Here is a 20750-nt window from a genome sequence, read left to right as displayed (position 1 = left end):
ATCGAACGGCCAGGGAACGGAACGAGCAGAGCCGAAGTGTGTGCTCTTGGGCCGCACCGGCGGCACCGGCCGCACAGACCTCATCAGGCGGTACGTCCGTGTCGCCGGCCGGGGGCCGCGCGGCCGTCACCGGCCCGCGCGGCCGTGGCCTCCCTCCGTGTCGTGCTCCGGGGCCTTCAGGCAGCCGTTCGCGGTGTCGTGCCCAGCCACCACGTCGGGTTGGCCGTGCCGTCGGTGGTGTCGCCGTCGCGGTGCACATAGTGCCGGGCGTCGCGGCCGGGCTCGCACAGGTCGCCGTCCAGCGCGCGCTCCAGCCACTCGGCGCCGAAGCGGAAGATCTCGGCGGCGACACCGCCCAGCGGGTGGAACTCGTTCTCGTAGACCCGCATCTCCTTGGGGGCGCGGATGCGCTCGTAGGTGGCGAGGGCCTGTTCCAGCCGGGTCAGTTCGTCGAACTCGCCGATACCGACGAGGGTCGGGACGGTGATGCGGTTCACGAGGTCACCGAGCGGCATCCGCCGGGCGAGGTCGCGGTCGAAGCGGTCCTCGTCGGTGTAGCCGGACATGTACATGTAGTTGCTCTTGAAGCTGGGCTGCGCGCGCTCGAAGATCGTGTCGAAGTCGCCGGTGACCGCCTCGAACGTCGCGAGCGCCGCCAGCCGGGGGTCCTGCGCGGCGGCGCGCAGACCCCAGTAGCCGCTCATGCTGATCCCGAACATGCCGATCCGGTCGCCGTCCACCTCGGGCAGATCGCTCAGGTGGTCGAGGTACGTTCCCAGCGCCCGCTCGTAGTTGGTGAGGTCGACGGTCAGACCGTTGGCGCGGGACTCGCCCTGTCCCGGCCCCTCGATCGACAGGGCGACCATGCCGCGCGAGGTGTAGTAGCGCTCCGCGGCGTAGATGTAGTCCTCCTTGATCATGTCCATCCCGGGGCCCAGGATCACGGCGGGCCGGTTCCGGACCTCGCCGGCGGGCAGGTGCAGCAGGCCGTAGAGGTGCTTGCCCTCGAAGTCCAGGACGACGCGGCGCACCCGGCCGTCCCGCAGCTCGCCGAGGCGGGCGACGCAGTGGTCGGCGTGCCGGCGGAAGGCGGCCTTGCGCGGGTCCTGGGAGTCGAAGAACGAGTACTGGGCACGGCCCCACATGACGGCGGCCCGCAGGTAGAGGTCGGCCGCGGTCTGGCGGAAGCCTTCCTTCTCGTGGTGGGCGGCGCGCCGCTCGGCCTGCCCGGCGACGGTGGCCCACGCCTTGGGGAGCATGGCCCCGCTCTTGACGAGGGCGAAGACCTTGTCGAAGTCGGTGTGGTCGTGGCCGAGCTGCTCCATGGTGCCCTTGGCCTCGGGGTGCAGCGCGTCGAAGCCGCCCTGGGCGAGGGCGATGTCCAGGCTCCAGCTCTGGCCGGTGGATCGTACGGTCATGGGACTCAGTCCTTCCTGGGAGTCGACGAGCCCTGGGTTAAGTACTTATCCAATGGGTCGCCCGGTGGGCGGCCCCAAGGGCCCGGCGATCGGTAAGTACTTACCTAGTAAGTACTTAATGTAGGCTGCTGTCAAGTCGGCACCCGTTCCCCGCCACCCCAGTCCCGCCCGCCCAGGAGGACCACGATGACCAGCAGCGCGCAACCGCCGGACCGCCAGGCGGCCCTGGAAGCACTGGCCCGCGCCGCATACAGCCTGAGCGCCGCCGACGCCCGCCTGAGGGGCAGAGCCACCCGCACACCCGGCGCTCTCTCGCTGACACACGCCCGCGCCCTGCGCGTCCTCGCCGAACGCGGCCCGCTGTCGATCGCCGAACTCGCCGCAGGCGTGGAGACGACCAGCCCCGCCGCCACCCAACTCGTCAACGGTCTCGCCAGAGCCGGCTACGTCGACCGGCGGCCCGATCCCGCCAACCGCCGGGCGGTCCGGGTGAGCCTCACCCCCGAGGGACGCGAACGCCACCGGTCGCGCGAGCGGGCCCTGTCCGGCGCGCTCGACACCGCGCTCGCCGAACTCGGCGGTCAGGACATCACCGTGGCCACCGAGGTCCTGATCCGGCTCGGCGCGATCTACGACGAACTGTGAGCCGCCCGCTCCCGGGTTCCTGACATGGCGTGGAGGCACCGGGCCCCAGGGCAGGACCTGCATCCGCTCTCCCCCAGGGTGCCGAAGAAGCCGAGGAACCGGTCCTTGGGACGGGGCGGACGGAACGGCTCAGGGGCGCCGGTCGCGCACGAGCACGGAGACGACTCCACCGTCCGGACTGCGACGCTCTGGGGCGACACGGCGACACGGCGACACGGCGACGCACGCGAGGCGCGGTTGCTGTGGGTGTGAGTGTGGGTGTGGCCGTGGCGGGGTGCTGACGTTTGCTTCCCCGGGTCTGATGTGACGGCTGTCGGAGCGTGTGCCGAAGGCCCGTACCGCCTGCCCGGGTCCGGACGTCAGCGCAGCGCGGCCTCGATCACCGCCAGGTGATCCGCCACGGGACCCAGCGTGATCAGGCCGCTGCCGGCGCCCGCCACTTCTCCCGCGGCCGGTGTCAACTGGGTGCGGGCCCGGGTCAGTACGTCACGGTCGCCGACCGCGACCGCCGCGCGTGCCACCAGGCACCACAACGCCTCGAACATGAGGTCCCGGGCCGGGGAGACGATGTCGCGCAGCGCCGCCGAGGCCTCGTCGGTCCGTCCGGCCTCCACGAGCAGCACGGGCCTGACCCACGGCTCGTACGGGCCCCAGTCGGTGCCCGGCTCCTCCTGCGGTGCCACGCCGTGCGTCAGGCGCAGACACAACCGGGCGAGGGGCAGGAGCCCGTTCTCCAGCCCGGGCATGCCCGAACCCTTCAGGGACCGGGCGGCCTGCTCGTACGCCTCCTCGGCGGCGGCGAGGGAACCGGTCGTCGCGGTGCGCAGGGCCCGGAACCAGTCGGTGAAGACGGAGACCAGCGGCAACTCGTGGCGGGCGGCGAGTTCGTCGACCGCGGCGGCGTGCCGTTCGGCGGCGGCCAGGTCCGCCAGGGCGCAGCGCGACTGGATGCGGATGAGATGGCCGAGCACTTCGTAGCGGACCAGGCCGTGCGCGGCGGCGAGAGCGGTGATCTCGGTGCCGATCGCGTCCCGCCGGGCGGCGAGACCCGCGCGGCGGAAGGACTGCATGAACACCCCGTTCAGCGCGAACGCCAGCAGCGCGGGGTCCTCCAGGCGCCGCGCCAGCTCCTCGGCCTGCCCGGCGGCTTGCAGAGGACGTGCCAGGGCTCCCGAGGCGGCCGTGTCCACGGGCAGGGTGCCGCGCGACTCGACCGCGACGGTCGACAGCAGCCGGCAGCGCGCGGCGTCCTGCGTGTTCTCGGTCAGGGCGCGCAGGGTCCGCTCCGCTGCGGCCACCAGCCAGCGGGACTGCTCGGGATCGTCGGCGCGCGGCCAGATCGCGGGGACGTCGTAGATGCCGATGACCCGGGCCGTCAGCTCGGGATCGTCGAGCTGCTCCGCCGCGGCCACCGCGCTGACCCGGTGACGGCGTGCCGCCTCCAGCCCTCCGCCACCGGTGACCGCGAGATCCCGCATGAGGCCGACGGTGGACTCCAGCCTGGTGCGGGCGCTGCTGCCCAACGTGCCTTCGTAGGAGGCGGTCGCCTGTTCCCACACCTGGTTGACGGTGGCATCCGCCGCGTCAGGGTCCAGGTGGTCGGCCTGCTGGAGGATGTCCTCCTCCAGGCGCCGCAGCCGTGGTCCGGGGTCCACACCGAGATGCTCGCGCAGCATGCCGCGGGCCCTGCGCAGCACCGACAGGGCATCGGCCTGCCGTCCCGAGCGGTACAGCGCCAGCGCGAGCATCCGCCAGGCGTCCTCACGCCACGGATGGTCCGTCACATGTGCGTCGAGATCGGGCACGGCGTCGGCCGGGTTGCCCAGGGCGATCAGCGCCTCGGCACGACGCTCCACCGCGTGCAGCCGCAGCTCGGTCAGCCGGGACCGGGCGGAGCGCAGCCAGCGTTCGTCCCCGAAGTCGGCGAAGGCAGGACCACGCCACCAGGTCAGGGCTTCGTCCAGCACCTCCAGGACTTTGGCGGGTCGGGCGTCACCGAGGTCGTTCATGCACTTCTCGAACCGCCAGGCGTCCACGTCGTCCCGCGGGGCGCGCAGCGCGTACCCGGAGCCCTCGGTCACCAGCAGCCGGGAAGGCGTACGCGGGGGACGGTCGGGTTCCAGGGCGCGCCGCAGATCGCCCACGAAGGTGCGCAGGGTGCCCACCGCGTTGGCCGGCGGGTCGTCCCACAGGTCCTCCACCAGGCGGGTCACCGGAACGACCTGACGTTGCGCCACGAGCAGGCGGACGAGGACGGCACGGTGGCGTGGCCCCTTCAGGGCCAGCGGACGTCCTGTCTCGTCCCAGGCCGTCACTGCCCCCAGCACTCCGAATGTCACACGCACCGCTGTCGTCCGTCCTCTTCTCGACTACTCCGCCAATCTATAAGCGCGGACGCGATGCCGAAGCACGCGCGCTCCGTGCCCTGTGATCCGCGGTCCGTGATCCGCGGTCCGTGATCCGGTGGACGGTGAACGGTGGATGGTGGCGTCAAAGGTCCGGTCGGCCGTGTCAGGACGGGGAGTCGTACGGCTGATCCGCCCAGCAGGGGAGAGGCCGAGTCGGAGCGTCCAGCACGGGCACGCTGCCGGTGGGGTGGCGTGGTTCTGCCGGGGCGGGGCAGTCGGAATGTGTGTCGCGGGTCCGACGGTGGGCCGTGGTGGTCGTGGGTGGATGCAGCTGGTTCCTTGCGGGTGCGGTGGTCGCGCTGCGGGAGGGCTGTGAGAGAGGGGTATCGTCGTGATCGTTCCTGCGGAGAAGGAACTGCGGGCTGTTCTGGCTCGGTTCGCTCAAGCGAGGATCGAGCATGACGTGCGCCCCACGGGCCGGACGAGCAGGGATCTCGAGGACTCGACGTACACGCTGTGTGTGATGACCGGGGCCGGCACGGTCAAGCAGGCGCTGCTGGACGCCGATGCGCTGCTGGACCAGTACCGCGCGAGCCGGCCGAGCGCCTGCCAGGGTGACGAGACGTTGGCTGCTTAGCGGGCAAGGGCAAGAGGCGCCGCCCGAGCGCTCGACGGGGTCGTGCTGGCAGGTGAGGGCGTGGTGGGCGGACGGCCCGATGCGCCTTATGGCGTCGAGGCGGCGCGTCCGCCGCGTTGCAGGGCTGCGGGTCACGGGGCCGCTTGTCGCGGGGCTGCTCGGCGCACGCGCCAGGCGAGGCGTCTCACGGCTAGCCCCGGCTCACACGCCCCGCCCCGCCCCGGCGTCCGGTTCCCGCGTTGTCTCTGAGCCCGGTGTGTTCCAAGCTGCTGGGAGGGCGGGCGAGTCGACCATTCGATTTGGGGGATGGTTCGCGTGCTGCGTATTCATTTCACCTCGCGGGATCTGGCCCGCGTCCGGGTGTCCAGGGCTCCGGATCCGCTCTGGGAGATCGCCTCCAGCCTGCACCGATTACAGACCACGCGGGGACGCTGGGCCTACGCAGGCTGGTACCGCGAGACGCGTTCGACCCTCGCCGGGACCGAACTCGGCGCGGCTGTCAGCCGGTTCCTGCTTCCCGTGCTGCCCAGGGCCCGCTACCTGCCGGACTTCCTCACCCCGCAGGACGCGGCCGACGGCCTGGACCGCGGGCTGGCGGCGATCGTCGACACGGCACCCGAGCGGATCGCCCACGAGATACGGATGCTGAACCGCTACAGCGGCGCCCCCGACTGGGCGCCCCGGCTGCTGGAACGGGAGACCCGCAAGGAGCTGGCCGGGCTCCTGCGGGCGTACCACCACGCGGTCATCGCGCCCTACGAGGACCGCATTCTCGCCACGATCGCCGCGGAGGGCGCCCTGCGCGGCCGGGAGACCCTCGCGTCCGGGCTCGACGGGCTGCTGGCCAGTCTGTCCCCCGCCATCCGCTGGCGCCCGCCGGTGCTGCACGTCGACTACGTCGTGGACCGGGACCTGCATCTGGCGGGACGCGGACTGCGCCTGATCCCCTCCTACTTCTGCTGGCAGCAGCCGATCTCGCTGGCCGACGACACCCTCCAGCCGCTCCTGGTGTATCCCGTGCACGGCCGTCGCGCGCCTGACTCCGCACCCGCCCCCGACGCCTCGCTGGCCGCCCTGCTGGGGCGGACCCGGGCTGCGGCGCTGCGATGCGTCGCGCTCGGCGCGACCACCTCCGAGGTGGCCCGCTTCCTGGGGGTGTCGGTCCCCACGGCCTCGCATCACACCACCGTCCTGCGCGACGCGGGCCTGATCTTCAGCCAACGGCACCGCAACACCGTTCTGCACACCCTCACGCCTCTCGGCGCCGCGCTCTTGCGGCCGTCGTCGCGTCCGGCGCCGGAGTGAGGCGGCGACCGGAGCAGCGGAGTACGGCAGTACCGGAGCAGCCAACTCCACCGCACTGCTGGGGACTTTAGAGCACGGTCGAAGGACGTGGTCCATGCGGTGCGTGCCCTGCGAGTGTTCCGAGTGCACGATCCACCGCACCCGACCCAGGGGGAACCATGAGAAAGGCCATCGCCGCCGGCGCGCTCGCGCTCGTCTCCGCCGCGAGCTGTCTGGCACTCGCACCGACCGCCTCCGCGGCGCCGAACGCCTGCGTCACCAGCTCGCTGACGACCGGGGCCTACGAAGGCGTCGGCAGCACACCGAGCAAGTCCGCCACCAGCAGCTGCAACGACCTCAATTTGACCCAGGCGCTCAACGCCACGGCCCGGCTCTACGACTACTACGCCGGCCGTCTCTACTACTCGTCCTCCGGCTCGTGGAGGACCTGCAACGCCGGTTACGTCTACGTCGCGGACGGCAGCTACGCCGTGGACGCCATCGTCCTGTGCTCCGACGTCAAGGACAACACCAGGTTCACGGTGGCGAGTTGGTACGAAGGGGGCGACTTCGTGGACATCACGCACTGAGGTCGCGGAGGCAGTCCCTGCTTCACGGTGCCGTGAGCCCGAGCGGCCCACGGCACCGCCCCTCCCTCACTCCAGGCAGGACCCACGATCCCCATGCACCGGACGCCCCGCCCCGGCCTCACCGCCGCCGCTCTCGCGCTCGCCCTCGTCACCGCCTGTGCCCCCGACTCCGCACCCACCGCGCACACCGGCTCCAGCCCTCGTGCGCCCGCGGATACCCGGGCCCGGCTCACCACCGCCCTCCCGGCCGACCCCGTGCGCATGGTTCTGCCCGCGACGGGCGCGGAGTCCCGCTGGACGCAGGGCCTGGACGTGTTCGTGCGCCAGGTGGGACAGGCCGAGGCGGTCTCGTGCGCCCGCGAGCGCGGTGCCTCCCTCCCCGTCTCGGCCCCTGCCGCCTTCATCCGCTTCGGTGAGGTGCCCGACCTGGACTTCATCGCCCGCCACGGCACCAGCGAGAGCGCCACCGTGCCCACACCTACCGCGAACCCCACCGGGACGCGCCCCGCGACCGCGGCCGAGATCAGGACCTGCCTCGCCCAGGGTGCGGCGACCACCGACGCCCTCCGTGACCGCTACGCCGAGGTCCAGGGGGCATGGTTCGGCACGATCGCCTCCCTGCGCCGTGACCCCGCCACCCTCCGGGCCGGGCGCAGCCTGCCGGACTGCTTCGCCCGGCACGGCGTCCAGGCCCATGACGAGCCGTCCTACTTCGCCCTCGCCGACCGGCTCATGCGGAACCCCGACGCGAGCGAACTATCCTCTCGAGAGCACACGTTGGGCCAGGTGTACGCGGCGTGCATGCGCCCGGTGGAGGCCGTCCGCGACCCCGCCCGCGCCCAACTGCGCACCCGCTTCCTCATCGACCCCGAACACGCCGACGCCGTCGAGACGGTGCGCACCACCCTGGTCCGGGCGCTGCGCGCGGCCGAGAAACGGTACGGAATACCTCTGGTGTTTCCCGCGCCCTAGCCCTTCCAGCACCGCACCGCGCCCTCGAATCATGTCGATGACCGATTCGGAGCGTCGGCTCCACCACTGTCGGAACGTCCCGGCAGTGAGTGTGCCGAGTCTGCCGGTGGAGGGAGGCCATCGAGCCGAGGGCCTCCCCTTGAACCCGGCCACGACTGAGCAGGAAGCCGCCGCAACCCGCTGCGGGGAATACAGGCGCAAGGCCTGCCCTGTACCCAAAGGGCAGAGGCCTGTCCGTGCGGACTGGCTTCTCGCGTTGGCCGACGGTGGTCATCGATGTGACTGCTGGCTGAACGGGCGGACAGTGGTTCGGCTCCGAGCTCGGGTGGGAGCGGGCGCACGCCCCCAGCTGAGAGGGTGGCTGCTATTGGAGCGGCATGTCAGTATGTGAAACGACCCGCCGAGGGCGCCGGTTGCGATCGGCCGGCCCCACGGGTCACCCACCTCAGGACGGCTTCCGCCGGACCCCGGCGCCCCTTGGCGGTGAGCGGCCGGCTCACCGCCAACTGACCGGCGAACAGCAGCACACAGCCCACGACGACTTGCGTAGCGCCAACCCTGTCGTACCAACCGAGCCCGACACCCGTGAAGACGAAGCAGAGGACGAAAGACTGCGTCAGGTAATGGGTGAGCGACAGTCGGCCTGCGGCCGCAAGGATGTCGGCGGCGCGCTCGCCGCCCGATCCGGAGAACAGCAGCAGGGCGCAGCCCACATAGCCGGCCGTCAGCACTGGACCGATCAGCACACCGACGGCCTGGCCGACGAAGAACCAGCTCCGCTCCAATGGCCCATGGGTGCACATCGCCGTCGCGATGCCGCCGACCATGCCTAGGGGCAGGCAGTGACGCACCATGCCCCGAAGCCGCTCTCGGTCTCCTGCGGATCGCTTCAGAGTCTCGGATCCTGCCACCGCAAGACCGAAGAGGAACGCCGCGAACATCTGCGGGGCGTACAGCAGGTTGGTCGCCACGGTGCCGGGGAGTGCGTGAAGGTGCGCTGTGACGACAGACGAGAAGCCACCACGGTACGCCGACACGGTGGCCCCGGTGACGGCCTCACCGCCCGCACCTGATTCGGACGTGGTGGTCGCCACAGCCACCAGACCTAGCGTCAGGAGCATCAGGGACAGTATCCCGACGATGACGAGCCCCACTCGCACAGCCGTTCGCGCCGAAGTATGCCGGAACGCGAAGAGTGGCAGGGCCAGTACGGCGTAAGCCGTGAGGATGTCGCCGGGGAAGAGCAGCACGGCGTGCAGGGCCCCCACGATGAACAGCGCCGTCGTCCGGCGCAGATGACGTGGAGCGAAGGCGGCGTCGTCTCGTTGCGCGGCTCGTTGTTGCTGGACGAAGGAGTAGCCGAACAGGAAGGCGAACAGGGGATAGAACTTCCCCGCGACGAATGCACCGACCAGCCAGGCCGTTGCCCGGTCGGCGGGACCGGAGGACGGCCCGGCGCCGAACACGGTGCCAGGTCCCGCCATCAGCAGCGCGTTGACGATCAGCACACCCGAGAGGGCGAGCCCGCGCAGTGCGTCGATCTCCTTGACCCGGTCCGCCGCCTCGCGGGGCGCGGCCGCGTCCACCGTCAAGGGAGCCGTCGCGTGCCTGTTCACCGCAGGGAGGACTTCCAGTACCCCACCAGGAACGCCTTTTCCCGGGCGGCCTTCACCGTGACGTCGAATGATTCACGGAGCATTTCGAAAGCGAACTCGTCGCGTTCAGGCAAGTCAGACGGCTTCTCAGAGTTCGCGAACCCCTGCAGGATGTCCCGGACAGGTTCCATGGTGCCGAGGTCTTCTACGTTTCCTGACTTTTCGACGCTGAATCCAACATCCTTGAGAATGCTCTCGAGTTCCTGGAGCGACGTCATGTACGGCAGCATGTAGGTCCTGCACACCGGGTCGATAAGACGGGCGTATTCGCTGGGATCCATCGAGTCCGCACAGAACCAGTCAGTTCCGATGAACGTGCCACCGGGCTTGAGCACTCGGGCGATCTCGGAATAGGCGTCATGCTTGTTCGGCGTGTGGCAGATCGCTTCCAGTGAGAAAACGGCATCAAAATAGTTGTCTTCGAAGGGAAGGTCCATGATGTCTCCTTCCACGAAGGAGCACCGATCGCCTATTTCCTGCTGCTCAGCCGCTTCCCGTGCGATCTCCAGCTGAGTGGTGACCAGATTTACGCCCGTCACAGAGGAGCCGCTGAACTTGGCTATCTCGATGGCGGGGCCGCCCACACCGCATCCTGCGTCCAGGATCCTCATTCCGGGGCGGAAATTTCCCTCACGGGCTATGAAGTGCTGTTGTGTGGTGATTGCCTCGGGCAGGGTCTGTCCGGCGCGAAACGGCGGGAAGTGGAATGATGTCCCCCAGCCGCTGAGGTAGCCGGGTGTGGCGAGAGAGTAGTACTCCTTCACGCCTTCCTTGTAGTTGCCTTCCCGGTTCCCCCTGTCCGACACGATACGCTGGTATTGAGTTTTTTCCATGATGCGTCCACCTTCTTTTGCCTGGCATTGATAGATCGAACACCGGATTCGCATGTCCAGTATCCGGGCAGGGGGACAGGGATTTTCCCTCAGGAGTGAATCGTGACCTGAAGATGAGGTGCGGAACCCCATTCGTCCGGCTCATAAGAGATCTGAGCGAGCGGCATGTGCTGGGCCGCAGCGGTCATGATGGCGGTGAGTTCGGCACGTTGTTCCGAATTCAGATATCCTTGGAAGAAGCTGTGCCAGACGACCGTGTATGTGCCGTGTTCGGTCTTGCGGGGTAGTTCTTTTCGGAGCCATTCTGATGCGGTTGCCTTGTCGACGCGCACCGGTGATTGTGCTGCCAGGATGAGAGCTTCATCGAGTTCCAGCTGATCTATCTCACGCTCGGGAGGTATGAAAGAGCGCAGGATCTGCTTGTCCCGTTCGATGCAGGGGTCGCGGGGGGAAACATCGCAGCCCGCTCTTTCGACTATATCGAAATGGCCGGGCCGCGGTCCATCCGCGGAGATCCGCACCGAGGACTTCTCGTCTCCCCATTGCCAGTCCCATCCGAACCAGAGGTAACGGTCAGGGATAAGGGTGAGTCCTGCGCATGCGCCGAGTTCCAGCAGGCGTATCTTCTTTGCGCCCAGCATTCCCAGTCCGCGCAACAGGAATCCGGCGCGGTTCGGAAGATGCTGCTGGACTGGGCGGTCAAGGGCTTCCCGAATCTCCTTCGGGTGCGCCAAGACCGTCTCTCGAAAAATGTGCTGCATACGTTCTACGTAGTGCGTGTCCGTCTGGCCAGACATGAAGTTCTCTAGATTTGAGCCCAGTTCCGGTGCCTGACCGGTCAGGACCAACAGCTTCACGCCGGCGAGCACGCGGAGGCCGAACAGCGGGGTCGTGGCGTCCGGATGGTCACCGATCAGCTCGGAGACCGGGCCGCCACGTGAGATGTCGTCCAGTAGAACGTCCAGCAGGCCACGGGACACAGGCATGTGGTCGGCCATCGCCGCAGCCATGCCCTTGAGGCCGTGCGCATTATCAGGAGAAATCATCCTAGCTCCTCGGCTGTGGACACGGTCAGGAATGCGTTCGCGGTCGACTCATCGATCATCCATTGAATAATGTCGCGGTGTTCCGAAGGCTCGGTGAGCAACTCGTTCAAGCGGGAAAGTTTCGACCGCAGTGCCCCTAGCCTCCGGTTGTACGGTCCGGCCACTTCGGCAGACCGAAGGCACTCCATTACATACAGCCGGGCGGAGGGGGAGTCGAGTGCGCGCAGTCGTAGAGCTCGAAGTTCTTCTCTCTGCCGCGGACCGAGTTTCTCCATGGCAAGTGCTTGCAGAAGTGTCCACGTTCCATTGATGAGATCTTCGTCTTCTCTGGCGTCGGCGTATGCCCGATCATTGGCCAGCTGTCGCAGTACGCCGAAAAGTCTGCCGAATACACGCCAGCTGTGGGTGGTGCTTTCGTCCGCTCCTGCGGACTGCGCTGCCAGTGCGGTATCTCGCCCGTAAGGCGCGCCTGACTTTCCTGCGTAGATTTTCATCACGTCGGACCAGGAGCGGATTTCTCTCCTGGACACGTCGTCGAACTGGCTCTCTGCGGCTGCCAGTGTCGATTCCGCGTACTCCTGTTCCCATGCCCTCTTGAGGTCTTCCGGCACATCGAGCTTCTTGATGATAAGGCTCGGAAGGGCAGTGAGGCATGCGGTGCTGACAACAGTTGCCTGTGAACGGGAGAGTGCCGGCCCTTCGGGCGGCTGCTTACCGTCGTTCAGATCATCGAAAACCTCGGCACCCAGCCACCACATACGAGACAGGACCGCCACAGGAACCGCCGAGTTTTCATCCCTGGACAAAGCTCCCGCAACCGCGAAAGGAAGAAGTCGATAAGGGCTTGTGACGCTGGAGTCTGCATCGGCCAGACGGGAAACTGTCTCAATGATCGAAGGATGCCGTGAGGTCAAGAAGTCAAGTTCCAGCTTCAGCCTTGAAGTCACCAGAGAACCCCAGTGGCTCAAATCTGGTTCGCCTTCGGGGCCTCCGATTCCCAATTCTGTCATTTTTCCCCTACGCTACTCTTTCGCATCCCGAAATCGGCATGCACCGAAGCTGTAATTCCTGGCCCGCCGTCTGTGGGTCTCTGCACGAACGGCGGGCCAGGCGTCGAGGTGATCAAAATGCCTGGAGGCAAAGGGGATCCTGCCCGTTATCGCGCAGATTCATCGCCGCCATGGCATGCTTCGCCAGAATGTTTCAGCAGTACGGAGTCGTTCCGTAGCCAGGCCGGGGCGTGGTTCCCTCGAAAGTCACCTGGACGTCGACTTCGTCTTCGGTGAGCGGGGCGAGCGTGTCCCATTCACCCTTCAGCAGCTGCTCCAGATCGTCCACGGTAGGTGCGAGGTGCATGAAATCCTCAATTCTTGAGTGAGAAGGCTGTGCGCCGGTCATTTATCTCAGGAAGGAGCATGACCGTGTCAGCTGCTGATCGCAGATTTTGACGTGCGCGTACATGGCTGCTTAGCCATCTATAACCTGCACTTGAGACAGTAGGCGAATCGTCGATGGCCCGGATAGAACATGAGTGCCAAGACAAAGCGGGAGTCGCTCAGTAATCCGAGGCCTGACCCGGACGTCTTCCCAGGGCGTGCCCGCCGGCGCTCAGCGTGCCGATATGAGGAGCTGGGTCGCCGCCAGCTCCGCGTACAGCGGATCGCCCTCCACGAGTTCCCCGTGCGTGCCCACTGAGCGCACCCAGCCCGAGTCCATGACGACGATCCGGTCTGCCATGGTCACCGTCGACAGCCGGTGCGCGACCACCAGGACCGTGGTCGACCGTGCGACGTCGGCGACTGTGTCCCGCAGCGCCGCCTCGTTGACCGCGTCCAGTTGAGACGTCGCCTCGTCCAACAGGAGCAGCCTGGGGCGGCGCAGCAACGCCCGGGCGATCGCCAGGCGTTGTCGTTCCCCGCCGGACAGCTTCGTCCCCCGGTGTCCGACCGGCGTCTCCAGGCCCTGCGGCAACCGTGCGACAAGACGGTCCAGCCGCGTCCTGACCAGCACCCGCCGCACCGCGCTCTCATCCGCGCCCGGGTTACCCAGCAGCAGATTGTCCCGCAGGGAACCGGACAGCACTGGTGCGTCCTGCTCCACGTAGGCGATCGCGGCCCTGAGCCGCGGCAACTCCCAGTCAGGGAGCGGTCGTCCGTCCAGGAACACTGTCCCGGACTCAGGATCGTAGAACCGCTCGATCAGGGAGAACACCGTGCTCTTACCCGACCCGGACGGGCCGACGAAGGCCGTCATGCCACGGGCCGGCACCGCGAAGCCCACCCCGTCATGGACGTACGGCTGGTCAACGGCGTACCGGAAGTGGACGTTGTCGAACACGACCGAGAGCGGACCCGCGTCGGAGGCCGGCAACTCCACCGGCTCAGCCGCGGGTTCCGACGGAAGCCGCAGCGCCTCGTCGATCCGTTCCAGCGCCGCGGCACCGGTCTGGTACTGGGTGACCGCCCCGACGACCTGCTGGATCGGCGACAACAGGTAGAAGACGTACAGCAGGAACGCCACGAGTGTGCTCACTTCGATGGCACCCGTCGCCACCCGTGCCCCACCCACCGCCAGCACCGTGATGAAGGCCAACTGCATCGCCAGGCCCGCGGTGTTGCCCGCCGCGGTCACCCACTTGGCGGCCCGTACGCTCTGCCGCCAGGATTCCTCGGCGGCCTCGTGCAGGACCCGTTCCTCGCGATGTTCGGCGCCCGACGCCTTCACCGTCCGCAGTACCCCGAGAACCCGTTCCAGCGAGGCGCCCATCACGCCCACCGCGTCCTGAGCCCGGCGGCTGGCCCGGTTGATACGCGGCACGAGCGTGCCCAGCACCGCGCCTGTCCCCGTCATCACCACCAGAGTGACCGCCAGAAGCACCGGGTCGACCACGCCCATCATCACCAAGGTCGCGACGAGGGTGATTCCGCCGGTGCCCAGCGCGACCAGGGAATCCGTGGTGACCTCGCGCAGCAGTGTCGTGTCCGAGGTGATCCGAGCCATCAGATCGCCGGGTTCGACGCGGTCCATGGCGGCGATCCGCAGCCGTAGCAGGTACGACGACAGTGCGCGCCGTGCCCCGAGGACCACCGACTCCGCGGCACGCCGCAGCACGTAGCCGCCCAGCCCGGCCATGACAGCGTCGGCGACCACCAGCGCCGCCATCGCCAGCAACTTGCCGGTGATGGACCGGTCGTGAGCGAGATCGTCGATGAGTCCTCGCGCCACCAGCGGCAGCAGTAGCGCGGCCGCTCCTGACACCAGCGACAGCAGGGTGCCCGTCAGCAACGTCCAGCGGTGCGGCCGTACGTAGGAGAGCAGCAGCCGGAACACCGACCGGCCGCCCGCTTTGCCCGGCGGGTTCATCGCCTGGACTCCGCCGGATGCGGGGGCTGTCCCCAGGGGTGCCGCTGCGTGGGTCACTGGGCCATGCCTTTCATGGGGTCGGTGCTTGTTGAGTGGATCGCTGGACTCGATGGCCCGGGGTGCCAGCGGCACAGTGGAGATCGCGTCAGGAGGTGTGAGGCTGAGGGTTGCTCTGCTCCCGGAGAACCGACGCCCTGGCCTGCCGAGGCCGGCTGAGACCCGCGTCGCATGCCGTCGAGCCGTCCCTGGAACGCAGATCCGTACGAACTCAGTGGTCTGTCACGTCGGACATCAGCCCGCGATGCGATGCGAGGCGCTCCCTGAGGACGACTGCGGCCATGTGGACCGGCAACTGCAGCATGAACTGTTCCTCAGCCTGCCGCATCACGTCCGATACGAGGACCACACGTTTGTGTCGACGCACTGCGTGCCAGACCGCTGCATGCGCAGCGGCTCGGGCCCGCTGCCAGTCGTGCGCTGAGGCGACGAGGGAGAGATGGCTGTCTCGAGAGGCGGCCACGCGGCGGCGGAGCAGCAGCTCCATGACTTCTGTCCAGTGCATGCGGTACATGACAGAGGTAACGGCTCCCGCGCCGATTCGGGTCATGCGGGGGTGCGAGTGCGGTGGCCGAAGCGCTCATCGTGGGTCAGACATACATGACTCCGTCGTGAACTGGGCGGTCAGTACCGCTCGATGGAGCATGACCACGGTGAACGGACCGGGGCACCCTCAAGTGGCTGCTCCACGAGCACAGAGCAACTCGTCCGGCGATGACGTCGTGTCCGGCTCTGCTGGGCACATGCACATGCGGGAAGGGCTACGAGCGGCTGTGGAGGCGAGGTCTGCGCGGGAGGAAGTTTTTTGAACTGACTCACGTGGAGAGACGTAGACAGCAGCGAAAGCACCCGTCGATATCTTCCGGGTGTTTCTGGATTCCAGCGACCCAGGCAGTGAAGCACACTCATCGACGGAGGACGGTATGGCAGAGTCAACTGGGACAGGCGAACTCATCGGGATCCGGCCATACGCTGTTCCCGGTGCAGCCGACCCCGCGACGCGAGACTTATCGAGCGAAGCGATATCCGTCATCGAGGCGAGACTGTTGGATCCGGATCTGACGCCTTCCCTCATAGCGCGAACGCTCGGAGTGTCCCTTCGAACGCTGCATCGCTCGTTCTCGGCGTCGGGTTACTCGGTCATGTCGTTTGTGCGTAGGCGGCGGTTACAGAAGGCGCACGATGATTTGTTGAATTCCGGCGACGTGGGCCTGGTGTCTGAAATAGCCGCAAGATGGTTTTTTTCAGACGCGAGTCATTTTATCAGGAAATTCAAATCACTTTATGGTGTCACTCCTGCCGTCTATCTCAGGAATTCGGAGGCTTTGAGCCCCGAAAAACTGAGGCTGGAAGCGGCTCGGTGATGTGGTCCGGTATGTGGCTCGTACGAAAAATTGAGACCTTGACGAGGAAAGATATGAATTCGATGCATAAGATGCTTCCGGCCGCGTTCACCCTGAGTATCGCGTTGGCCGTCACCGCATGTGGCGCGGGGGGTGACGAGACCGGAGCGACTGAGAGCAGTGTGAGCGCAGGAGTGGACAAGAGAGGGGCGGACGCGGACTCGAGTGACGTGATCGGAGAGGGCAAGCGGATCTCCGTGTGCGATGCCGGGACGATTGAACCGGTGGTGCCCGAAGGCGAGGAGGGGCCCGTTCAGGACGTCTCGACCGTCAACCCCGCACCTTCGGACGACGAGATCGTGCCCAAGCTGCCGGAATGCCGGAGAGACGACATCATCACGCCCAGGTACGAAGATGAACACGGCTGCTTGAGCGGTGCCATCTGCTTCTACAAGGAGGCTGACTTCAAGGGGCCTGTCGCCACGTTGGACACTCAGGGATTCGCATCCATAGCCCATCAGTTCCGCAAGGAAGGTGATCAGGCATCTCCGAGAGATGTGCTCTTCTCTGACGGCACTCAGGTGGGTGATCAGGCGTCGAGCATAGTCAACAATTCGGAAAAGGATGCGGAATTCTTCGTGGATGCCGGCTGGAAGGGGGGAGGCATCAAGGTTGCCGCCCATTCCTCCAACTCCAACCTGGCCGAATGGGGAGTCAATGACGTGATCACCTCGATGCTTGCCAGCTAAGAGACCGACCGTCCCGGTCCAGACACGGCGATCCAGGGTTCATTCACTCTTCGTCCACCGTGTACAGCTAGCTTCTTGATCACAGAGCGTCAAGGACGACTGCCTCTTCGGTATCTTCAGTGAACGAGGTCGAATCAATGACTACGCCCGTTGTCTTCATCCATGGTCTGTGGATCCACTCCGTCTCGTGGCTTCCCTGGCAGCAGCTCTTCGGTGAGCGTGGCTACGACACCCTCGCGCCGAACTGGCCGGGCGACGGCACCACCGTCTCCGAGACACGTGCCGACCCCGGCCGCGTCCTGGACATCGGCGTCGAGGATGTCACCGACGCCTACGCACGGGTCATCGAAGGCCTGCCCGACGCACCGATCGTGGTGGGCCACTCGTTCGGAGGGTTGGTCGCGCAGAAGTTGCTGGACCGTGGTCTGGCCGCGGCCGCCGTGGGTATCTCACCGGCTCCGATCAAGGGGGTCCGAGCCGTTCCCCTCAGCTTGCTGCGCTCAAGTTTCCCGGTGCTCAAGAGTCCCGCCAACAAGCGTAGGACCGTGGCGCTCACGGAGAACCAGTTCGCGTACTCGTTCGGCAACGCGATCTCCCGGGGCGAGTCCGATGAGCTCTTCCGTGATCTCACGATCCCCTCTCCGGGGCGTCCGCTGTTCGAGGCCTCCACCGCCAACCTCCGACGCACCTCGCCCACCGGAGTCGATACCCGACGTGGCGACCGTGGTCCCCTGCTGCTGATCGCCGCCGGACAGGACCACACCGTGCCGGCCGTTGTCGTGCAGGGCGCCCACAAGCTCTACGTACGCGGCGGTGCGCAGGTGGATCTTCGTACCTACGACGACCGGGGACACAGCGCTCCGTTCGACCGCGGCTGGCGCGACCTCGCCGAGGACACGCTCAGCTGGCTAGAAGTGCAGGGTCTCAAGCCGTGACGGTCACCACCGCTGAGGGCTCGCCGTCCTGAGCGACGGCGGGCCCCGCGGGGCTGTCGGATGCGATGTCGAACAGCCCAACGTCCCACCGGTGCACCGGATGTGAGGACGCGAAGCCAAGAGTCCTGTGGTACCCGCCTGTTGCCCCTGGACTACCGGTCGGTGTCGCTGGGCCCCTGGGCACGGCGCAGACGTTCGGTCTCCGCCTCGAGAGCCTCGATCCGGTCCCTCAGCGGCTGAACCAGTGTCCGGACCTCCTCCGTTGTGTAGCGAGGAGTGATGTGTTGAGGGCAGTTCCAGTCGAAGGCTTTGACCTCTACCCGGACCTCACGCTCGATGATCGCCCGGTATCCGCCGAGAGCGGACGCGCTCGCCGGCGGTTCCTGACGGCGCACGTCGTTGATGGTCGCGACTCCGAAGATCTTGAGGCGCACCTGATGGGCATAGTCCAGGAAGATGAGGGACACGCGCGGGTCGTGTGCCATGTTGCCGGTGCTGATGTACTGACGGTTCCCCCGGAAGTCGGACCAGGCGAGGGTGTGCGCGTCGGGTGTCGTCACAAAACCCGCCGGTCCGCCGCGGAACTGCACGTACGGCCATCCGCCGGCGGCGACCGTGGCCAGATAGAAGCCGTCCTGTTCAGCGATGAAGTCCTGTTCGGCGGGGCCCAGGGGGTCCCGGATCAGGGCGGAGGCGTCAACCTCGCCGATTCCGGGCTCAGGGTGTGGGCCCGCGACCGTGTCCGCCGCCGCGTCGAAGCCCGCATCCCTCGCGCTGGAGAGACGCGGACCCTTGCGGCCGACAGCGGTGCGGCTGCCGTACTGGACCTGCGCGTCGACGACCGGTTCGGTGAATGCGAGCGAACTGTAGTTCCGGCTCATCCGTCCTCCTGGGAGGAGCGATCATCGTGTTCGCTCCGAGTGTCTTGTGCTGCTGTGCGGGGGAGCGCTTCGAAGCGCCCTTCTGCGAGCTGATTCCTACGCTTCTCGGTGAGCGGATACGAGGCGGCCGTTCTCCTGCGTGCCGCACAGCCGATGGGTCAGGACGCCACTGTGCCTTCGCCTGGCCTCCAGCAGGGAAGTCGCCGCGAAGGCGCCCGCCATTGGGGCGACCAGGTACGCCCAGAGAAGTGACTGCCGACCGGAGAACAGAGCCGGGCCGAACTGCCGTACCGGGTTCATCGAGGCGCCTGTGACATCACCGAGCAGCACGATTGCCACTCCGATCAGGAGTCCTGCCAGCCACGGGACCAGAGGCGCGAGGCGAGGCGACTGCAGGAAATACCCGATGGCACAGATCAGGATGCCCGTGCTGAGCGCTTCGACGGTGAACAGTCCTACGGCCGACCAACCGGGTGCCGGTTGGAGCACGCCGAAGCTCACCGGAGGATCCGCGACGGCGGTTCCCCATGCGGAGCGGGCGGCAGCGACTCCCGCTACGGATCCGGCGAACTGTGCCAGGAAGTAGGGGAGGAGCAGACGGCCGGGAAACACGCCAAAGCGCCACATCGCCAGGGAGATTGCTGGATTCATGTGCCCGCCGCTGATCCGGCCCGGCCGGCTCAGGATGAGCAGGGAGACGATGAGTCCCACGCTCAGGCCGATGATCACCAGCCGCCACTGGACTTCTGCGACCCTGCTTGAGATCGGGGATGTTCCCATCACCCATCGGGTGACGCTGATGGCTCCGAACAGCAGGAGGAAGGACAGCAGCGCCTCCAGAGCACTGTGTCCCACGATGACCCTTGGCGTGAGGGGCACCTGTCGGGGACCTGTGTCCTCGGCGACGCTCGACGTTTCAGCCGCGTGCCTCTGCATCGAGTCCCTCCATCGCGGAGTGCGCACCAGAGGGTGTGGATGCATCGGAATGCCGGCGCTTCGCGAGAGGTAGTCGTCCCATGAAGTCGAGGATCAGAGCGGCGATCTCAGGCCCGTGGGATTCGAGGGCGAAGTGGCCGGCGTCCAGGAGATGGATCTCCGAATCGGGCAGGTCTTTCGCGTAGGCGTGTGCGCCGGCGACGCCGAAGACCTCGTCGTTCTGTCCCCAGGTGAGCAGCGTCGGGGGTTGGTGCTTCCGGAAATACTCCTGGAACTCCGGATAGAGACGGATGTTGAACTGGTAGTCCCAGAACAGCTGGAGCTGGATCTCCTTGTTTCCGGGACGGTCCAGCAACGCCTGGTCGAGGGTCCATGACTCCGGGGCGATGCGGTCCAGTCGATCTGCCGGGACGCCGTGCGTGTACTGCCAGCGCGTCTTTTCGAGCGTCAGGTATTCGCGTGCACCCACTTCGTTCGCCGCGCGGTCCTGGGTGTAGGCGATCAGGATGTCGGCGAAGGATGTGAAGCCTTCCAGGTAGGCGTTGCCTGACTGGACGAGCAGTGCTGTCACTCGTTCCGGGTTCCGGCTGGCGATACGGAGCCCGATGGGGGCTCCGTAGTCCTGGATGTACAGGGCGAACGTCCGGAGGTCGAGTTGGTCGATCAGATCGAGGGTGATGGACGCGAGATTCTCGAAGGAGTACTCGAAGTCATCGACGGCAGGCGCGTCCGAGAAACCGAACCCGAGGTGGTCCGGGGCGATGACATGATAGTGATCCGCGAGTTCGGGGATCAGGTTCCGGAACATGTGGGACGAGGCAGGAAAGCCATGCAGGAGCACAATGACCGGAGCGGTCGGATCCCCTGCCTCGCGATAGAAGACCTTGCGTCCACGGACGGTGGTGAAGCGATGCTTCACCGAGATGTCTGGCGTCACGGTTTCCTCTTTCAGGTGTGAGGCGAGCGGGGATTCGTTCGCATGACGTGCCGTGCTTCGGCTTCGAAGCTAGGCCGCCGCAGTGGACGGCCAGTGTCCGATCTGTGGATCAGGGCGGCAG

At 67.0% G+C, this 20750-nt stretch carries 20 protein-coding genes; 8 read left to right on the top strand and 12 right to left on the bottom strand.

Features of this window, described 5'->3' with window-relative positions; all coding sequences use genetic code 11:
* Window positions 1-176: 176 nt before the first annotated feature.
* Entirely contained in the window at window positions 177-1418 is a 1242-nt protein-coding gene (locus tag ACIPSE_RS31975) for an alpha/beta hydrolase (protein ID WP_401669411.1), read from the bottom strand.
* A 186-nt stretch (window positions 1419-1604) separates the two neighbouring features.
* On the opposite strand from ACIPSE_RS31975, the gene ACIPSE_RS31970 reads away from it, so the two are divergent.
* Window positions 1605-2063, top strand: coding sequence for a MarR family winged helix-turn-helix transcriptional regulator (locus ACIPSE_RS31970; protein WP_401669408.1), 459 nt, complete (start codon window positions 1605-1607; stop codon window positions 2061-2063).
* Between the two features lie 359 nt (window positions 2064-2422).
* Here the strand turns inward: ACIPSE_RS31970 and ACIPSE_RS31965 are convergent, their stop codons facing one another.
* Entirely contained in the window at window positions 2423-4408 is a 1986-nt protein-coding gene (locus ACIPSE_RS31965; RefSeq protein WP_401669405.1) for a BTAD domain-containing putative transcriptional regulator, read from the bottom strand.
* A gap of 394 nt (window positions 4409-4802) precedes the next feature.
* On the opposite strand from ACIPSE_RS31965, the gene ACIPSE_RS31960 reads away from it, so the two are divergent.
* The 4 genes from ACIPSE_RS31960 (at window position 4803) to ACIPSE_RS31945 (ending at window position 7894) form a co-directional block, all read left to right on the top strand.
* Window positions 4803-5048 carry a DUF5133 domain-containing protein gene (locus tag ACIPSE_RS31960; RefSeq protein WP_401669403.1) on the top strand — a complete coding sequence of 82 codons (246 nt, stop codon included), beginning with the start codon at window positions 4803-4805 and terminating at the stop codon, window positions 5046-5048.
* A 306-nt stretch (window positions 5049-5354) separates the two neighbouring features.
* On the top strand, window positions 5355-6353 hold the full coding sequence (locus tag ACIPSE_RS31955) for an ArsR family transcriptional regulator (protein WP_401669400.1): 999 nt from the start codon (window positions 5355-5357) through the stop codon (window positions 6351-6353).
* A 158-nt stretch (window positions 6354-6511) separates the two neighbouring features.
* The gene (locus tag ACIPSE_RS31950) at window positions 6512-6922 is read left to right on the top strand and encodes a hypothetical protein (RefSeq protein WP_401669398.1); all 411 of its coding nucleotides are present in this window, start codon (window positions 6512-6514) and stop codon (window positions 6920-6922) included.
* A gap of 93 nt (window positions 6923-7015) precedes the next feature.
* Window positions 7016-7894: a hypothetical protein gene (locus ACIPSE_RS31945; protein ID WP_401669395.1), complete on the top strand. Its 879-nt coding sequence runs from the start codon at window positions 7016-7018 to the stop codon at window positions 7892-7894.
* Window positions 7895-8274: 380 nt separating this feature from the next.
* Here the strand turns inward: ACIPSE_RS31945 and ACIPSE_RS31940 are convergent, their stop codons facing one another.
* The 7 genes from ACIPSE_RS31940 to ACIPSE_RS31910 form a co-directional block, all read right to left on the bottom strand.
* Window positions 8275-9510: a DUF418 domain-containing protein gene (locus ACIPSE_RS31940; RefSeq protein WP_401669393.1), complete on the bottom strand. Its 1236-nt coding sequence runs from the start codon at window positions 9508-9510 to the stop codon at window positions 8275-8277.
* Window positions 9507-10382 carry an SAM-dependent methyltransferase gene (locus ACIPSE_RS31935; RefSeq protein WP_401669390.1) on the bottom strand — a complete coding sequence of 292 codons (876 nt, stop codon included), beginning with the start codon at window positions 10380-10382 and terminating at the stop codon, window positions 9507-9509. The genes ACIPSE_RS31940 and ACIPSE_RS31935 overlap by 4 nt, the downstream gene beginning before the upstream one ends.
* Window positions 10383-10471: 89 nt before the next feature.
* Window positions 10472-11428: a DUF2332 domain-containing protein gene (locus ACIPSE_RS31930; protein WP_401669387.1), complete on the bottom strand. Its 957-nt coding sequence runs from the start codon at window positions 11426-11428 to the stop codon at window positions 10472-10474.
* A complete protein-coding gene (locus ACIPSE_RS31925; RefSeq protein ID WP_401669385.1) occupies window positions 11425-12438 on the bottom strand; it encodes a polyprenyl synthase in 1014 nt (337 codons plus the stop codon). Before ACIPSE_RS31925 ends, ACIPSE_RS31930 begins: the two co-directional genes overlap by 4 nt.
* Before the next feature lie 193 nt (window positions 12439-12631).
* Window positions 12632-12784, bottom strand: a complete 153-nt coding sequence (locus ACIPSE_RS31920) for a hypothetical protein (RefSeq protein ID WP_401669383.1) — start codon at window positions 12782-12784, stop codon at window positions 12632-12634.
* Between the two features lie 252 nt (window positions 12785-13036).
* A complete protein-coding gene (locus ACIPSE_RS31915; protein ID WP_401669381.1) occupies window positions 13037-14791 on the bottom strand; it encodes an ABC transporter ATP-binding protein in 1755 nt (584 codons plus the stop codon).
* A 268-nt stretch (window positions 14792-15059) separates the two neighbouring features.
* A complete protein-coding gene (locus ACIPSE_RS31910; RefSeq protein ID WP_401669378.1) occupies window positions 15060-15335 on the bottom strand; it encodes a hypothetical protein in 276 nt (91 codons plus the stop codon).
* A gap of 436 nt (window positions 15336-15771) precedes the next feature.
* On the opposite strand from ACIPSE_RS31910, the gene ACIPSE_RS31905 reads away from it, so the two are divergent.
* The 3 genes from ACIPSE_RS31905 (at window position 15772) to ACIPSE_RS31895 (ending at window position 17875) form a co-directional block, all read left to right on the top strand.
* Complete coding sequence (locus ACIPSE_RS31905; RefSeq protein WP_401669376.1) at window positions 15772-16212, top strand: helix-turn-helix transcriptional regulator; 441 nt, start codon at window positions 15772-15774, stop codon at window positions 16210-16212.
* A 53-nt stretch (window positions 16213-16265) separates the two neighbouring features.
* Window positions 16266-16940 (top strand): peptidase inhibitor family I36 protein, encoded by a 675-nt coding sequence (locus tag ACIPSE_RS31900; protein ID WP_401669374.1) that lies wholly within the window; start codon window positions 16266-16268, stop codon window positions 16938-16940.
* 119 nt (window positions 16941-17059) lie between these two features.
* Window positions 17060-17875 carry an alpha/beta hydrolase gene (locus tag ACIPSE_RS31895; protein WP_401669372.1) on the top strand — a complete coding sequence of 272 codons (816 nt, stop codon included), beginning with the start codon at window positions 17060-17062 and terminating at the stop codon, window positions 17873-17875.
* A 152-nt stretch (window positions 17876-18027) separates the two neighbouring features.
* Here the strand turns inward: ACIPSE_RS31895 and ACIPSE_RS31890 are convergent, their stop codons facing one another.
* The 3 genes from ACIPSE_RS31890 to ACIPSE_RS31880 all read right to left on the bottom strand — a co-directional run bounded on the left by ACIPSE_RS31890 (window position 18028) and on the right by ACIPSE_RS31880 (window position 20629).
* Window positions 18028-18756: a pyridoxamine 5'-phosphate oxidase family protein gene (locus tag ACIPSE_RS31890; RefSeq protein WP_401669369.1), complete on the bottom strand. Its 729-nt coding sequence runs from the start codon at window positions 18754-18756 to the stop codon at window positions 18028-18030.
* A gap of 96 nt (window positions 18757-18852) precedes the next feature.
* The gene (locus ACIPSE_RS31885; protein WP_401669366.1) at window positions 18853-19692 is read right to left on the bottom strand and encodes an MIP/aquaporin family protein; all 840 of its coding nucleotides are present in this window, start codon (window positions 19690-19692) and stop codon (window positions 18853-18855) included.
* A complete protein-coding gene (locus ACIPSE_RS31880) occupies window positions 19673-20629 on the bottom strand; it encodes an alpha/beta fold hydrolase (RefSeq protein ID WP_401669364.1) in 957 nt (318 codons plus the stop codon). The genes ACIPSE_RS31885 and ACIPSE_RS31880 overlap by 20 nt, the downstream gene beginning before the upstream one ends.
* Window positions 20630-20750 lie beyond the last annotated feature (121 nt).

Origin of the sequence: Streptomyces sp. NPDC090106 (assembly GCF_044747265.1) — a bacterium.
GTDB lineage: Bacteria > Actinomycetota > Actinomycetes > Streptomycetales > Streptomycetaceae > Streptomyces.
This window is presented reverse-complemented; position numbering and strand designations above follow the sequence as displayed.

What these genes read in the sequence shown, in the direction of transcription:
- ACIPSE_RS31975 (WP_401669411.1), bottom strand. Translation starts at nt 1,418, where the DNA reads ATGACCGTACGATCCACCGGCCAGAGCTGGAGCCTGGACATCGCCCTC.
- ACIPSE_RS31970 (WP_401669408.1), top strand. Translation starts at nt 1,605, where the DNA reads ATGACCAGCAGCGCGCAACCGCCGGACCGCCAGGCGGCCCTGGAAGCA.
- ACIPSE_RS31955 (WP_401669400.1), top strand. Translation starts at nt 5,355, where the DNA reads ATGGTTCGCGTGCTGCGTATTCATTTCACCTCGCGGGATCTGGCCCGC.
- ACIPSE_RS31950 (WP_401669398.1), top strand. Translation starts at nt 6,512, where the DNA reads ATGAGAAAGGCCATCGCCGCCGGCGCGCTCGCGCTCGTCTCCGCCGCG.
- ACIPSE_RS31945 (WP_401669395.1), top strand. Translation starts at nt 7,016, where the DNA reads ATGCACCGGACGCCCCGCCCCGGCCTCACCGCCGCCGCTCTCGCGCTC.
- ACIPSE_RS31935 (WP_401669390.1), bottom strand. Translation starts at nt 10,382, where the DNA reads ATGGAAAAAACTCAATACCAGCGTATCGTGTCGGACAGGGGGAACCGG.
- ACIPSE_RS31930 (WP_401669387.1), bottom strand. Translation starts at nt 11,428, where the DNA reads ATGATTTCTCCTGATAATGCGCACGGCCTCAAGGGCATGGCTGCGGCG.
- ACIPSE_RS31925 (WP_401669385.1), bottom strand. Translation starts at nt 12,438, where the DNA reads ATGACAGAATTGGGAATCGGAGGCCCCGAAGGCGAACCAGATTTGAGC.
- ACIPSE_RS31920 (WP_401669383.1), bottom strand. Translation starts at nt 12,784, where the DNA reads ATGCACCTCGCACCTACCGTGGACGATCTGGAGCAGCTGCTGAAGGGT.
- ACIPSE_RS31915 (WP_401669381.1), bottom strand. Translation starts at nt 14,791, where the DNA reads ATGAACCCGCCGGGCAAAGCGGGCGGCCGGTCGGTGTTCCGGCTGCTG.
- ACIPSE_RS31910 (WP_401669378.1), bottom strand. Translation starts at nt 15,335, where the DNA reads ATGGAGCTGCTGCTCCGCCGCCGCGTGGCCGCCTCTCGAGACAGCCAT.
- ACIPSE_RS31905 (WP_401669376.1), top strand. Translation starts at nt 15,772, where the DNA reads ATGGCAGAGTCAACTGGGACAGGCGAACTCATCGGGATCCGGCCATAC.
- ACIPSE_RS31900 (WP_401669374.1), top strand. Translation starts at nt 16,266, where the DNA reads ATGAATTCGATGCATAAGATGCTTCCGGCCGCGTTCACCCTGAGTATC.
- ACIPSE_RS31890 (WP_401669369.1), bottom strand. Translation starts at nt 18,756, where the DNA reads ATGAGCCGGAACTACAGTTCGCTCGCATTCACCGAACCGGTCGTCGAC.
- ACIPSE_RS31885 (WP_401669366.1), bottom strand. Translation starts at nt 19,692, where the DNA reads ATGCAGAGGCACGCGGCTGAAACGTCGAGCGTCGCCGAGGACACAGGT.